Genomic DNA, 13,665 nt, shown 5'->3' with positions numbered 1-13,665 from the left:
CCAACAACCAGGACCCAGGGAGCAACCCGGCCTCCGGCCGGGCGATACCACCTGCCCTGGCCACTAACCTCGCCGCCAGCTCACCGCGGCAACAAACCCTCGCTGCTTAATGAAAGACGGAGGCTAGGGGGCCACCACCCTGCGCTGAAGTGTGGCGCAAAATGGCGATCTTTGCGGGGTCGGCGGGGCTGCGCTGTGGATAACCCCGCGGCTGTGGACAACGCCTGGTGGGGGCTGGGCGTCGTTAGGCTGGCGGCATGTCTGTGATCGGGAAGGTGTCGCTCATTCTGGACTCCTTCACGGCCGATGATCGGGGGATCGGGTTTGCTGAGTTGCAGCGGCGTACGGGGCTGGCCAAGGCGACCCTTCACCGGCTGACCGGTGAGATGGTCGACGCGCGGTTGCTGGACCGGGTGGACGGCAAGTTTCACCTCAGTGGGCATCTGTTCGCGCTCGGGATGCGGGCCTCGGTCGAGCGGAGCCTGATCGAAGTGGCTACGCCGTTTCTTGAAGACCTCTATGAACGTACGCACGAGACGGTTCACCTCGGGCTGCGGGAAGGGGGTGAGGTCGTCTACGTGGCGAAGATCGGTGGGCATCGGCAGGCCCGGGCGCCGTCGCGGCTGGGTGGGCGGCTTCCGCTGCATGCCACGGCTATCGGGAAGGCGCTGTTGGCGTTCGCTCCGGATTCCGTACGGGAGGACGTGCTCACCCGGCCCCTGGGCCGGCTCGCGCCGCGGACGGTGACTTCGGCGGTGATGCTGCGGCGTCAGCTCGACGAGGCGGCGGAGACGGGGCTCACATACGAGGCGGAGGAATCGGCGGTCGGGATCGTCTGTGTGGGCGCGCCTGTGCTGGACGGCGATGACCTGGCGGTGGCGGCGATCAGCGTGGCGGGGCCGGCGACCCGGTTCCACCCGCGTAAGCACGGGGCCTCGGTGAAGGCGGCCGCGGCGGGAATCGCGATCACGCTGGCGCGGCGCTCCGCCTAGCGCGCCGGCTGGTCGCGCGGGGGCAGGCGGCGTTGCGCGGTGTGCGTGGGCGGTGATGCTGCAGGCGGGGCGTGTTCGGGAGGGTGGTCGGCTTGGGTGTTCCGCATAGCGGAACTCATTGCTAGGACAAATGCGGCTGGGGTTGGCATCGTCTGGGCTATGACATCGCCAGCGGCTCAGCGCCTGCTTGACGCGGTGCGTACGGGGGTTCCGTGCGCGCCTGTTCGTGACCTTATCGGCGCCGAGGATATTGCGGCTGCCTATGCCGTGCAGCGGGAGCAGACCGAGCTTCGGCTGAAGACGCGCCGGCTTGTGGGGCACAAGATCGGGCTTACCTCGCCGGCCGTGCAGAAGCAGCTGGGGGTGGATCAGCCGGACTTCGGGGTGCTCTTCGAGGACATGGACGTCAGCGGGCTCGATCCGGTGCCGGTGAGTGGGCTGCTGCAGCCGCGGATCGAAGCCGAAGTGGCGTTTCTGCTCAAGGCCGACCTGGTGGGGGACTTCACCGCCGAGGACGTACGGGCGGCCGTCGACGTGATGGCGCCCGCGCTCGAGATCGTGGACAGCCGGGTCGCGGGGTGGGACATCAGCATCGCCGACACGATCGCGGACAACGCCTCCAGTGGGCTGTTCGTGCTGGGTGCGGCTCGGAAGACTCTGGACGAGGTGAACCCGGTCGACATCCAGATGGAGATGACCGTGGGCGGGGAAGTCGTGTCCAAGGGGTCGGGGGCGGCCTGCCTCGGGGATCCGCTGGCCGCGCTGGCCTGGCTGGCGACGGCGGCCCGGGACTACGGCGACCCGCTGCGGGCGGGACAGGTGGTGCTCTCGGGTGCGCTCGGGCCGATGGTTCCGGTGACTCCGGGGATGCGGGTGTCGGCCACGCTGACCGGGCTGGGCACGGTCGCGACCAACTTCGGCGACGCCTGATGAAGGCACCAGCCACCAGCGCAGCGAGAACGGCCGGCGCGGCGGAAACGACTAACGGCGGAGAGGCCTGATGGGGACAAAAGTAGCGGTCATCGGGTCGGGCAACATCGGCACCGACCTCATGATCAAGATTCTTCGGCTGTCGGAACGGCTGGAGATCGTGGCGATGGTCGGTATCGACCCGGCCTCGGACGGGCTGGCGCGGGCCGGCCGTCTCGGCGTCGCGACGACCGCCGACGGGGTGGACGGCCTGATCGCGATGGACGGGTTTGCCGACATCGAGATCATCTTTGATGCGACCTCGGCGGGGGCGCATCTGGCCAACGCGAAGAAGCTGGAGCCGTACGGGAAGATCCTGATCGATCTGACCCCGGCCGCGATCGGGCCGTTCGTGGTGCCGGCGGTCAACCTCGACGAGCACGAGGGCGCGCGCAACATCAACATGGTGACCTGTGGGGGACAGGCGACGATTCCGATCGTGGCCGCGGTCTCCAAGGTGGCGGCGGTGCCGTACGCGGAAATTGTCGCCTCGATCGCCTCCAAGTCGGCCGGACCGGGCACGCGGGCCAACATCGACGAGTTCACCGAGACGACCGCGCACGCCATCGAGAAGGTCGGCGGCGCCACCCGGGGCAAGGCGATCATCGTGCTGAACCCGGCCGACCCGCCGCTGATCATGCGGGACACCGTGCTGTGCCTGGTGAACGCGCCCGACAACGTGGTGCGCGAGGAGATCAAGGCGTCGGTCGAGGCGATGGTCAAGGTCGTGTCGGGGTACGTGCCCGGATACCGGCTCAAGCAGCAGGTGCAGATCACGCCCATCCCCGACGGTCAGCCCGTGCACACGTTGGCCGGGTCGGCTCCGGTCACCCACCAGGTGTCGGTGTTCCTCGAGGTCGAGGGGGCCGCTCACTACCTGCCCGCGTACGCGGGAAATCTCGACATCATGACGTCGGCGGCGATCGCCGCGGCGGAGAGGATCGCGGCATGACCCGGCTCTTCATCCAGGACGTGACCCTGCGGGACGGCATGCACGCCGTCCGGCACCGCATGGAACTGGACGCGGTCGCGAAGATCGTCGGCGCCCTGGACGCGGCGGGCGTGGACGGCATCGAGGTCTCGCACGGCGACGGCCTGGCCGGCGGCAGCCTCAACTACGGCCCGGGCTCGCACACCGACTGGCAGTGGCTCGAGGTCGCGGCGGCCAACATCAACCGGGCCCGCCTGACCACCCTGCTGCTGCCCGGCATCGGGACGATCGCCGAGCTCAAGCAGGCGTACGCGCTGGGGGTCCGCTCGGTCCGCATCGCCACCCACTGCACCGAGGCCGACGTGTCGGCGCAGCACATCGCGACGGCCCGCGAGCTCGGCATGGACGTCTCCGGGTTCCTGATGATGAGCCACATGGCCCCGCCCGAGGTGCTGGCCGGGCAGGCGAAACTGATGGAGTCGTACGGCGCGCACTGTGTCTATGTCACCGACTCGGGCGGCCGCCTGATGATGGACGGCGTCCGGGACCGCATCCGTGCCTACCGGGACGTGCTCGACCCGGCCACCGAGATCGGCATCCACGCTCACGAGAACCTGTCGCTGTCGGTGGCGAACTCGATGATCGCGGTCGAGGAGGGCGTCTATCGCGTGGACGCCTCGCTGGCCGGTCAGGGCGCGGGCGCCGGCAACTGCCCGATCGAGCCGTTCGTGGCGGTGGCGAACCTCAGGGGCTGGGAGCACGGCTGCGACCTGTTCGCGTTGCAGGACGCGGCCGAGGATCTCGTACGGCCGTTGCAGGACCGCCCGGTGCGGGTCGACCGCGAGACGTTGACCCTCGGGTACGCCGGTGTCTACAGCTCGTTCCTGCGCCACGCCGAGGTCGCGGCCGAGCGCTACAACGTGGACGTGCGCACGATCCTGGTCGAGGTCGGCAAGCGCGGCCTGGTCGGGGGCCAGGAGGACCTGATCGTCGACATCGCCTTGGATCTGACCGCGGGAAAGGCGTAGCAGGAAGCCCGGGGATTAGCATGCTTCAATGCGTCGACTTCTGACGGTACTCGTCTCCGTAATGGCCCTGCTGCTGCCGGCGATCCCGGCAGCAGCAGCCGACGACCTGCTCGACCGGCTCACGGCGATACCCGGCCTGACCGTGGTGTCGCAGAGCGCCCCCACCGGCTACCGGTTCTTCGTTCTCACCTATCGCCAGCCGGTCGACCACAAACGACCGAACGCGGGCACGTACGAGCAACGGCTCACCCTGCTGCACCGCTCGACCGACGCGCCGGTGGTGCTGTCGACCAGCGGCTACGGGCTGGCCGCGAACCCGCAGCCGGGCCGCACCGAACCGACCCGGCTGCTCGACGCCAACCAGGTGTCGGTCGAGCACCGCTTCTTCACGCCGTCGCGGCCGGCGCCGGCCGACTGGTCCGACCTCACCATCTGGCAGGAAGCCAGCGACGAGCACCGGATCGTCACGGCGCTCAAGACGATCTATTCGACCAAGTGGATCCAGACCGGTGGCAGCAAGGGCGGGATGACCTCGGTCTACCACCGGCGGTTCTATCCGAACGACGTCGACGGCGTGGTGGCCTACGTGGCCCCGAACGACTCGCTCAACGACCTCGATTCCGCGTACGACCGGTTCTTCGCCACGGTCGGGGACGCGGCCTGCCGCAGCGCGTTGAACGGCGTACAGCGGGAAGCTCTGAAGCGGCGTGACCGCCTTGTGCCCAGACTCGCCGCATCCGGTTTTTCCTTCTCCCGTACGGTCGGGACCGCCGACCGGTCGTTCGAGCTGACCGTGCTCGACACCGTGTGGGCGTTCTGGCAGTACAGCCTGGCCGCCGACTGCGCCTCGGTGCCGCCGGCGACCGCCACCGACGACGAGATCTACGACTGGATCGACGGCGTGGCCGGCTGGTCGTTCTACACCGACGCCGGGCTCGAGCCCTACTGGCCGTACTACTACCAGGCCGCCACGCAATTGGGCTGGCCCTCGCTGCGCTTCACCCACCTGCGCGACCTGCGGCGCTACCCCGGCATCTATACGGCGAACTCGTCGCTGCCGGCCGAGCTGCGCTCCCGCCACAACCCGTTCCCGATGATCGACGTCGACCTGTGGGTCCGCACGGCGTCGCAGCGCATGATGTTCGTCTACGGCGAGAACGACCCGTGGGGCGCCGAACGCTTTGCACCGAGCCGCCGTGATTCCGCGCTGTACGTGGCACCCGGCGCCAACCACGGCGCGAACATCTCCCGCCTGAACCCGGACGAGGCCGCGGAGGCCACCGCAACGCTGCGCCGCTGGGCGGGCGTGCCGGCCACCCTGACCACCAGGGCCGCGGCCGACCCCCTGCCCTTCGAAGACATGCTCGACCCGCGTCGCCACTAAGGAGTCAGGCCCGCCGTGTCATCGTCCGAGGACGCGGCGGGCCCCGTGGCGTGCATGATGGGGGCCGTCGAGGAGGCCGCAGTGGTCAGGAGAGGGCCTTGATCGACTTGATGCGCAGGTCGGGCACCTTGGTGGTGACGCCGTCCAGGGTGCGGTAGGCGGTGGTGCCGAGGACGACGGCGTTGGCCTGGAACAGGTCGTCCTTGACGAAGTTCTTCAGCAGCTTCGGGTTGCCCCGGAACGCGGCCGCGACCACCGAGGAATCCTGGTACGGGGTGGGGCCGGTGAGTGCCAGGAAACGGTCGGCGCCGGTGGCGGCGTCGAACTGGGCGATGCGGCCGTAGATGAGGATGCGGTCGCCGGAGTGGGCGTCGGGGTCCTTGACGATCGTGAGCCAGGTGCGGGCGTCCAGCTCCTTGTAGGTGGGGCCGGTGCGGGTCGGCTTCGGCTTGGCCGTGGTCGTCTTGGTGACGGTGGGCTTGGTGGTGCGCGCGGGGACCGCCTTGACCTTGGTGGCGGCGGGGGGCTTGGTGGTGGGCACGAGCTCGGCCGGGCGGGCCTCGACGATCTCGATGGGTGCGCCACCGCCGATCACGCCGGCGGCGGCGGCGACGACCATGACGCCGACCACGAAGAAGGCTACGAGGGCGCCCAGCGTGCCCAGGACGTACGGGAGCTTGTTGCGGCCCGAAGCCGGCTTGCCGTAGCCGGACGACGACGAGATCCACTCCTGCTGCGACATTTCCGATCCTCCCCCGGGCGTTCTGGCGCGTCCTGCACAGTTCGGCCGGGTCGGCGATCGCCTGAGCGTCAGGGATCAGGATCTGCGCATATAGAGGTAGAACTCGTTGGTGTCGTAGCGGTGTTTCGGCCAGCGGCCGGCCAGCTCGTAGTCGGGGCTCTTGCCGAGCAGGTCCAGCATCAGGGCGGTGTTGCGGTCGAGGGCGTCGCTCCCGGTCGCGCCCGTGGTCAGAACGATCCCCGCATATCGGGCCTCCGCGACCTCTTCGCGCATCTGGCCCGGCCCGGAGCCGTACAGCGTGAAGGGCTCCACCCACTCCATCTCGGGGTAGTCCTTCGAGTAGTACGCCATGGCGTGGCCGCCGATGCCCATGTAGATGCCGGGCTGGTCGATCTGGTGGATGCGCTCGACGACCGGGCTGAAGTCGGGCCATTCGTGGTACATGAAGTCGGACCGGTACAGCGCGCCCACGGTGAGCAGGTAGAGCGACAGCACGATGACCGCGGGCCGGACCAGGCGGACGCGGGGGAGGACCGCGGCCTGGGCGGCCAGCGGCGCGAGGAAGAGCGCCGTGAAGATCAGGTGCTTGTTGAACGACGTGTACTCGTGCAGGCGGCCCTGGCTCACCGACACCGCCAGCCCGGCGCCGATCATCGCGCAGCCGATCAGAGCGTGCCGGACCGTGCGGGTCCGCCGTACCAGGAGGATCAACCCGGCCAGGGCGAGCGCGGTGAGCAGACCCATGCCGAGCAGGTATTCGCCGAGCAGGAAGGTGAGGTCGCGATAGTTGTGCGCCTCGCGGTTGGTCGTCGTGAAGGCGATACCGCCGTTGATCCACGACGCGTTCGGCAGGTAGACCGCGAGCACACTGGCCACCGCGGTGGTCAGCACCACCAGCGCGCGGGCGATGCCGCGACGTACGGTCGGCTCGCAGAGCAGCGCCAGACCGGCGGTGACCAGGATGAAGGGCGCGCCGGTGTACTTCACGACCGCGCCGGCGCCCGCGATGACCCCGGCCAGCACGGCGGTGGCGTACGAGCGGCGGGTCATGGCCAGTGCCGCCGATCCGATCACCGCCACTGCGCAGGGCGCGTCGAACGTGGCCAGGTTCCCCACGAAGAGGGTCGGTCCGGCCAGCGCGGCGAACGCCATGGCGACCGGGCGGGCGACCGTGGCCCGGTCCGGACCGGCGAGCCACGCGGCGATCGAGCCGCAGCAGGCGACGGCGACGAAGGTCAGGAGCAGGCTGGCGACGCGCGCCGCCTCCAGCCCGCCGAAATGGTCGATCACGGCGCCGAAGACGGGGTAGGCGAGCGGAAAGCCGGAGAAGAAGCCGCCGTAGTCCGGTGCCTTCGGCCCGCCCGACCACTCGGCGATGTAGGCGTGCCCCGCGTTGATGTAGAGCGCCTCGTCGACGTTCGCGATGTTGTCCAGGCGCAACGTCAGCACGGCCTGGACGGCCAGAACCACTGCGGCCGGCAGATACGGCAGCCACTGCGCGGCGCGGGACCGGTGCCGCGCCGGCACCATCGAGGTGGCGATCGCACCCGCCAGAGTCACGCGAACACGCTCCGGTGCGAGGGCGCCCCGGACCGGCGGGCCAGCGTCGCCCGCCAGCCCAGCACCGCCACGGGCACGAAGACGTACGCGTTGACCGCGGTCAGCAGAACCAACGCCCACCGGTCGGCCGGCCCGGCGCGCAGCACCTCGACCGCCAGCCCGGCGAGCACAAGAAGCTGGGTGACGCTGAGATAGGCGGACATGAAGACCCGCACCCGCCCGCTGCCGCCCTTGCGCGGGCCGCTGCGCCCGGTGGGAACCCAGTCGAGCCGGCGACCCCGGGCCATGTCCAGCAGGCAGAACAGGTGGGCGAAGCTGTAGACGGTCTGCACGCGCAGCACGTCGATCCGCCACCGGCCCACGGCGACCAGCGGGAACAGGACCAGCCAGACCAGGGTCGCGCCGGCCAGGGGCAGGGCGTCGATGTTCGAGATCCGGTCGGGGAAGAACCACAGCATGATGATCGAGGCGAGCGGCGCCAGCAGCGCGTTCATGCTGGTCGTCAGGTAGTAGGCGAAGCCCGACCAGTAGCTGGCCCGCTGCCCGGGCGTCATCCAGGCCTGCTGGTGGAACTCCGGGTCGGCCAGCAGCGACATCGAGCCCTCGCACCAGCGGTACTGCTGGGTGATGAAGGCGTCCACGTCGTCGGGGCAGCGGCCGCGGCTGACCAGCGTGGCGACGTAGCGCAGCCGGTAGCCCACCTTGGCCATCTCGATGCCGGTGTAGACGTCCTCGCTGTGCCCGATCAGCGGGAAGCCACCGATCGCGGCCAGCGCCGCGCGCCGATAGATGGCCGACGTGCCCACGCAGATGGCGGCGCCGGTCGCGTCCCGGCTGGGCTGGATGAACCGGTAGAACATCTCCTGGGTGGCGCCCGCGCAGCGTTCCAGCCAGGTCATCCGGCGGTCGGTGAAGAACAGCTGCGGGCTCTGCACGATGCCGACGTCCGGGTCGTCCATGTACGGCACGAGCTCCAGCAGGTAGTCGTCGCGCGGCACGAAGTCGGCGTCGAGGATCGTGATGTGGTCACCGGTCGACCGCTCGAACGCCCACTGCAGATTCCCGGCTTTCTTGTACGCGGATCCGGGCCGCGCCAGGTAGCGGAACCCGTACCGGCGGGCCAGCCGTTCCACCGCGGGGTCACCGGCGTCGTCCAGCAGATAGACGGTGACCGTGCCGGGCCAGCGCAGCCGGGCAGCGTGGAACGCGGTGTTGTCGATGAGTGAGATCTCCTCGCCGCAGACCGGCAGGAACACGTCCACCGACGGCACCGAGGCCGGAGCCCAGGTGTCGACCTTGCGGCGGTGGCCGGCCAGGGTGATGCGCCGCCGGTAGGTCGAGGTGCGCAGCGCCAGCACCTGCTCGATCACGAAGGCGAGCAGCGGAAGGACGAAGACGAAGGTCCAGTACGAGTTCTGGGCCAGCCCGTAGAGGCTGACGGCGACCCCGACCAGGGCCGCGGCCTGGGCCCAGAACAGCCAGCGGTGCTGCCCGCGCCGCAGATACTCGTCCCGTTCGGCGTCGGTCGGGGGAGTCAGCCACGACAGCCGGCCCTGCCAGGTTCCGGCCCGGACGACCGACGGCGGTGGGGTCGTCCCGCCTCGCCGGGGTTCCACCGATGTCAGCCCGGACGCGTAGATAGCCACGTCTCTCCTCGTCACGCGCTTGGTAGGAAAGAGGTGAAGCGCCAAAGAGTCTTTCCGTACGGACGTCGCCGCGTCCATCGGAGGCCGACCCGATATTGGTCTGACCGTTCGGTTCGGATGATCGGCCGGTTGACCCCCGTCCCGTGCTGGGCGCGTTGTGCGGCGGTTACCAGGCCGTTTCCGAGCCGGGCCATTGCCATCAAAAAGGACCGGCTGTCACGGTTGTCACAGGGACAACGGACAATGAGGCATGGCTGAGACAGTTCCGGCACGGCCGGCCTACGTGGTGCTCCGCGAGACCGGCCCGGGCGCCTGGGAAGAGGTCGGCGAGGTGGCGCGGCGCCCCGGGCTGCCCGCTCGCCGGGGCCGGGCCCAGGCGGTGGAAGACGTGCTGGGCCACCCGCCCGGTGACGGGGAGCGATACGCGGTGGTTCCCCGCAGCGAGTGGCGGGTGGCGCTCGACTGGTGACTCAGGGTGCGGACAACGCCCGTACGAGCAAGTCTTGAAGTTTGGCCGCCCGCGACGGGTGGTGGTGGGACATCCAGGCGACGCGCCCGGTCAGATGGGCGGCGAAGTCGGCGTGGCCGTCCCGGTTGGCCTCGGCCAGGCCGTGGGTGGCGGCGTTGTGCAGGATCGCGCGCAGGCGGTCGTACTCCTCGCGCGGAACGGCCGGGCGGTCGTTGACGACCAGACCGGTCACGGACTGGCGTTGGGCCTGGGTGCGGAAGCGGGTCTTGTGCGGGTGGACCCGGAAGCCCTCCTCGGCGGCGATGCTCGTGGTCAGCGCGACCAGCCGTTCGACCTGGGCGTGCGTGAGCGTGCCCGAGAAGGCCAGGTCGTCGGCGTAACGCGCGTAGGTCAGGCCGAACCGGTCGGCCAGGCCGGTCAGCCGGCGGTCCAGGCGGTAGGCGCACAGGTTGGCCAGGGCGGGCGAGGTCGGCGCGCCCTGCGGCAGGTGCGGCCGGCGCAACAACGCGGCCAGGTGGGGGTCCGGCGCGGCCCGCAGGACATGAGCGGGCGTACGGGTCGTGGTCAACGCGGTCAGGGCGTGCGCGACCGGTTCGGGGTAGCCGATGCCGCGGAACAGGCCGTAGATCCGGGCCGCGGTGATGCTGGAGAAGAACGCGCGCAGGTCCATGCTCACCAGCACGTCACGCCCGGCGTGGACCCGCGCGAACGTGTGGGTTCCGCGGCCCGGCACGAAACCGTGGGCGTGCTCGTGCACCGGGGCCGTCGCGAGAACGTCGTCGAGCAGACGTCGTTGCAGGTCACGCAGCAGGGGCTTGGGTGCCTCGATCAGCCGGTGCGGGAGCCAGGCGTACCGGTAGTGGCGCAGCCGCTCGTCGCGGGCGTGGCGGTTGATCTCGCGGCGGTCGGCGTACCAGTCGAGGGCGTCGCCGTCGAGCTCCAGGAACGCGGCGAGTTCGGCCAGGTCATTGATGGGCGGGGCGTTCCACCGCATCCGTACGGCGTGGGTCGGCGTCACCAGCCGATGCCGGATGTAGGCCCGGCGCGCGGTGAGGAAACGGCGCAGCTCGCGGGGCCGGTCGGCCGGGTTGCGCGGGTAGGCCGACAGCACGGTCCGCACCAGTCGTCGCGCCCACGCCTCGGGGACCGCGGCCACGGAGCGTACGGCCGCTTCCATCTCTTCCGGCTGCCAGGTCGTGGTGAGCAGCGCGTCGGCCAGGGCGCCGGCCACCACCGACGCGGGTTGGCGGCGCGGCGCATACCACTTGAGGGCGGCAGCGTGCCCCGACGATTCCCGGTCGTGCCTGCGCTGTCCAGCGCGAAGCGCTGCGGCGCGCCGGCGATGCGCTGCGGTGGTCAATCCTGCTTCCTCGGGGTTACCCCGAAGAGCCCTCGCCGCCGCTCACGGCGGACGACGGCCAGCTCGGGACACGCTGCCACCCGGCCAGCATAGTGACCACAAACCAGGCCGCGGGTGGTCCGCCGGACCCCTTCCGGGTCGCCGTGCGCTCACTCGTTCGTGAGAGGGTTGCCGAAGGAGACGGTCTGTTGGGGAAGTTCTTCGTGCACCTGCTTGATGACCTCGAAGGTCTGAGCTCGCGAGCGCAGTCGTTTCTGCGGCGCTCCGCCTGGAGGGAACCGGGCGTCGAGAGCCGGCTTCCCATTGACGCACCGTTCGAGTTGTCCCTGCGCCGGGAAGGGTTCGCCGCTCGGTATGCGGGGCTGCGGTACACGGTGCGGCGGAGCGTTTCGGTCGGTGGGCAACGGCTGGACACCGGACGCGTTTGGGACTTCAGCCTGGGCCACTGGGCCCGCCGGGAGGCCGGCGGGTGGTGTTTCGGGTGGACCGGGGAACGGGTGTCGTCGCCTGTGCGGTATCTGGTGCACACCGACGGCCGGTGCGGGGTGAGTCTGGGCGGGCCGTTCCTGGAGGTGAACCCGTCGATCAACCACATGATCGAAGGGCATGCCCTGATGGACGAGCTCGCCGGCTGGCATCCGGTCGTGGGCAGCGCCCTGGAGACATGGGTCGCCGGGAGTCTCGGCGCACCGGCGGCGGACCTGCGTCTGGTGGAAGAGGCGTCGGGGCCGTGTGACCGGTGGCTGTGTTCGGAGACGGTCGCGGTCCGGCAGTTCCAAGGGTGGACCGGCGTGCGGCCGAGACCGGCGGCGGTCATGGTTTGGCTGCGCGAACCGTAGGGGGACAATCGCGGGATGCGGCAGCGGCTCGACCGGGTGGTGCTGGGCGACGGCACGGTGGTCGCCTATGCCACGGCCGGGGTGGGGCGGCCGCTGGTCTACGTGATGGGGTGGCTCACCCATCTGCGGCTGGGCTGGGAACTCGCGGCCGAGCGGGCGCTCTATGAGGCGCTGGCCCCGGGGTGCCGGCTCGTGCGCTACGACCGGGCCGGGTGTGGGCTGTCGCCCGCGGTGGAGCGGCCGGCGTCGCTGGCGTTCGAGCTCGAGCAACTAGGGGCGGTCGCGGCGACGCTGGGGGAGCCGTTCGATCTGATGGGCACCTCGATGGGGGCGCCGGTGGCCGTGGCCTGGGCGGCGCAGAACCCTGATTCCGTACGGCGTCTGGTGCTCTACGGCGGATGGGCCCGTGGGGACGAGTTGTCGCTGCCCGCCGTACGGGAAAATGTGTTGGGTCTGGTGGAGGCGCACTGGGGGCTCGGGTCGGACGTGCTGACCGACATCTTCGCGCCGGATGCCGACCGGGCCACGCGGGCCGAGTTGGCTCGTTATCAGCGTGCCTGTTCGACGGCGGCGACCGCGCGGGCGTTGCTGGCGCTCAGTTACGAGCTCGACGTCACCGGATATCTCGGGCGGGTTCGGTCGCCGACACTGGTCGTTCATCGTGACGGTGATCGGGCGGCGCCGGTTGCGCAGGCCCGTGTGCTCGCGGAAGGCATCGGCGGGGCTCAGCTCGCGGTGCTGCCGGGGCGGTCCCATCTTCCGTACGCCGGTGACCGCGACGAACTCGTGCGGGTGGTGCGACGGTTCCTCGGGCTGAGTGTGCCGCGCCGCCGGGCCGACGGGCTCACCGCCCGGCAGCTCGAGGTGGCCGAACTGGTGAGCCAAGGGTGCACCAACCGCGAGATCGCGGTGCGGATGGGGATCGACGAGCGCTCGGCCGAGGGCCACGTGGAGCGGATCCGGCTGCGGCTGGGGTTCCGGTCCCGCGCCCAGATCGCCGCGTGGTTCAGCGAACGGCGCTGACAGTGGGGTATTTCCACGCCTGACCGGGAGCCGTCCGGCGGCGACGATGGGGTCATGACAGTGGCAACCGGCTTCGAGCTGCACCGGGCCCGCGGACCCTTCAACGCCGCCTTCTTCAGCGTGATGGGCCCGTACATCGAATGGAACGTGCGGCACCACAAACGGCGCGTGTACGCCGACCTGCCCGCGACCGTGGTCGAGATCGGCTCGGGCGTGGGCGCGAACCTCCGCTACCTGCGACCGGGCTCGACGCTCGTCGCGGTTGAACCCAACGAGCCCATGCACGGCCGCCTGCGGGCCGCCGCCGAGCGCCGGGGCGTGCGGCTGGACCTGCGGGCCCGTACGGCGGAAAGCACCGGCCTGCCCAGCGGGAGCGCCGACGCCGTGATCTCGTCGCTGGTGCTGTGCACGGTGACCGACCCGGCCGAGGTCCTGGCCGAGATCCGGCGGGTGCTGCGGCCGGGTGGCACGTTCCGTTTTGTCGAGCACGTCGCGGCGCCGGACGGAACCCCCACCCGTACGCTGCAACGCCTGCTCCGCCGCCCGTGGGCGTGGACCTTCGAGGGCTGCTCGTGCGAACGCGACCTGGCTGCCCGGCTGCGCGGAGCCGGCTTCGCCCGCGTGGACCTCACGCCGTACCGCCTGCACTCCCCGTTCATCACGTTCAACACGCAGATCGCCGGCGTCGCCGAAGTGTGAACCGATGAAGGCCTCCAGCCGGA

General features: G+C 70.4%; 13 protein-coding genes. 9 read left to right on the top strand and 4 right to left on the bottom strand.

Translation table 11 applies throughout. The annotated features are described in order from the left end of the window. The first annotated feature begins 257 nt into the window (after positions 1 to 257). The 5 genes from JIG36_RS34840 (at position 258) to JIG36_RS34820 (ending at position 5,304) form a co-directional block, all read left to right on the top strand. Positions 258 to 992, top strand: coding sequence for an IclR family transcriptional regulator (locus JIG36_RS34840; RefSeq protein ID WP_203380668.1), 735 nt, complete (start codon positions 258 to 260; stop codon positions 990 to 992). Positions 993 to 1,151: 159 nt separating this feature from the next. Then, a complete protein-coding gene (locus JIG36_RS34835) occupies positions 1,152 to 1,922 on the top strand; it encodes a 2-keto-4-pentenoate hydratase (protein WP_203380667.1) in 771 nt (256 codons plus the stop codon). Between the two features lie 70 nt (positions 1,923 to 1,992). Then, complete coding sequence (locus tag JIG36_RS34830; protein WP_203380666.1) at positions 1,993 to 2,913, top strand: acetaldehyde dehydrogenase (acetylating); 921 nt, start codon at positions 1,993 to 1,995, stop codon at positions 2,911 to 2,913. After that, a complete protein-coding gene (gene dmpG, locus JIG36_RS34825; protein WP_203380665.1) occupies positions 2,910 to 3,920 on the top strand; it encodes a 4-hydroxy-2-oxovalerate aldolase in 1,011 nt (336 codons plus the stop codon). The genes JIG36_RS34830 and dmpG overlap by 4 nt, the downstream gene beginning before the upstream one ends. A 28-nt stretch (positions 3,921 to 3,948) precedes the next feature. Beyond that, a complete protein-coding gene (locus tag JIG36_RS34820; protein ID WP_203380664.1) occupies positions 3,949 to 5,304 on the top strand; it encodes a S28 family serine protease in 1,356 nt (451 codons plus the stop codon). Positions 5,305 to 5,389: 85 nt separating this feature from the next. Here JIG36_RS34820 and JIG36_RS34815 read toward each other — a convergent pair whose 3' ends face one another. The 3 genes from JIG36_RS34815 to JIG36_RS34805 all read right to left on the bottom strand — a co-directional run bounded on the left by JIG36_RS34815 (position 5,390) and on the right by JIG36_RS34805 (position 9,252). Then, entirely contained in the window at positions 5,390 to 6,046 is a 657-nt protein-coding gene (locus JIG36_RS34815; protein ID WP_203380663.1) for a hypothetical protein, read from the bottom strand. A gap of 75 nt (positions 6,047 to 6,121) precedes the next feature. Further along, positions 6,122 to 7,606 carry an ArnT family glycosyltransferase gene (locus JIG36_RS34810; protein ID WP_203380662.1) on the bottom strand — a complete coding sequence of 495 codons (1,485 nt, stop codon included), beginning with the start codon at positions 7,604 to 7,606 and terminating at the stop codon, positions 6,122 to 6,124. Then, positions 7,603 to 9,252: a glycosyltransferase family 2 protein gene (locus JIG36_RS34805; protein ID WP_203380661.1), complete on the bottom strand. Its 1,650-nt coding sequence runs from the start codon at positions 9,250 to 9,252 to the stop codon at positions 7,603 to 7,605. The genes JIG36_RS34810 and JIG36_RS34805 overlap by 4 nt, the downstream gene beginning before the upstream one ends. A 250-nt stretch (positions 9,253 to 9,502) precedes the next feature. Here JIG36_RS34805 and JIG36_RS34800 point away from each other — a divergent pair, with 250 nt between their 5' ends. Next, the gene (locus tag JIG36_RS34800) at positions 9,503 to 9,721 is read left to right on the top strand and encodes a hypothetical protein (protein WP_203380660.1); all 219 of its coding nucleotides are present in this window, start codon (positions 9,503 to 9,505) and stop codon (positions 9,719 to 9,721) included. A 1-nt stretch (position 9,722) separates the two neighbouring features. Here the strand turns inward: JIG36_RS34800 and JIG36_RS34795 are convergent, their stop codons facing one another. Beyond that, on the bottom strand, positions 9,723 to 10,955 hold the full coding sequence (locus tag JIG36_RS34795; RefSeq protein ID WP_203380659.1) for a reverse transcriptase family protein: 1,233 nt from the start codon (positions 10,953 to 10,955) through the stop codon (positions 9,723 to 9,725). A gap of 314 nt (positions 10,956 to 11,269) precedes the next feature. Here JIG36_RS34795 and JIG36_RS34790 point away from each other — a divergent pair, with 314 nt between their 5' ends. The 3 genes from JIG36_RS34790 to JIG36_RS34780 are packed head-to-tail and all read left to right on the top strand — an operon-like array spanning position 11,270 to position 13,642. Then, positions 11,270 to 11,920, top strand: a complete 651-nt coding sequence (locus JIG36_RS34790) for a hypothetical protein (protein ID WP_203380658.1) — start codon at positions 11,270 to 11,272, stop codon at positions 11,918 to 11,920. A 15-nt stretch (positions 11,921 to 11,935) separates the two neighbouring features. Continuing rightward, positions 11,936 to 12,943: an alpha/beta fold hydrolase gene (locus tag JIG36_RS34785; RefSeq protein WP_203380657.1), complete on the top strand. Its 1,008-nt coding sequence runs from the start codon at positions 11,936 to 11,938 to the stop codon at positions 12,941 to 12,943. A 54-nt stretch (positions 12,944 to 12,997) separates the two neighbouring features. Next, entirely contained in the window at positions 12,998 to 13,642 is a 645-nt protein-coding gene (locus JIG36_RS34780; protein ID WP_203380656.1) for a class I SAM-dependent methyltransferase, read from the top strand. Positions 13,643 to 13,665 lie beyond the last annotated feature (23 nt).

This window comes from Paractinoplanes ovalisporus (assembly GCF_016834655.1).
Taxonomy (GTDB): Bacteria; Actinomycetota; Actinomycetes; order Mycobacteriales; family Micromonosporaceae; genus Actinoplanes; species Actinoplanes ovalisporus.
Note: the sequence above shows the minus strand (reverse complement) of the source record. Positions and strands in the feature narration are given on the sequence as shown.

Coding starts and splice junctions, on each gene's coding strand:
- JIG36_RS34840 (WP_203380668.1), top strand. CDS start 258: ATGTCTGTGATCGGGAAGGTGTCGCTCATTCTGGACTCCTTCACGGCC.
- JIG36_RS34835 (WP_203380667.1), top strand. CDS start 1,152: ATGACATCGCCAGCGGCTCAGCGCCTGCTTGACGCGGTGCGTACGGGG.
- JIG36_RS34830 (WP_203380666.1), top strand. CDS start 1,993: ATGGGGACAAAAGTAGCGGTCATCGGGTCGGGCAACATCGGCACCGAC.
- dmpG (WP_203380665.1), top strand. CDS start 2,910: ATGACCCGGCTCTTCATCCAGGACGTGACCCTGCGGGACGGCATGCAC.
- JIG36_RS34820 (WP_203380664.1), top strand. CDS start 3,949: ATGCGTCGACTTCTGACGGTACTCGTCTCCGTAATGGCCCTGCTGCTG.
- JIG36_RS34815 (WP_203380663.1), bottom strand. CDS start 6,046: ATGTCGCAGCAGGAGTGGATCTCGTCGTCGTCCGGCTACGGCAAGCCG.
- JIG36_RS34800 (WP_203380660.1), top strand. CDS start 9,503: ATGGCTGAGACAGTTCCGGCACGGCCGGCCTACGTGGTGCTCCGCGAG.
- JIG36_RS34785 (WP_203380657.1), top strand. CDS start 11,936: ATGCGGCAGCGGCTCGACCGGGTGGTGCTGGGCGACGGCACGGTGGTC.
- JIG36_RS34780 (WP_203380656.1), top strand. CDS start 12,998: ATGACAGTGGCAACCGGCTTCGAGCTGCACCGGGCCCGCGGACCCTTC.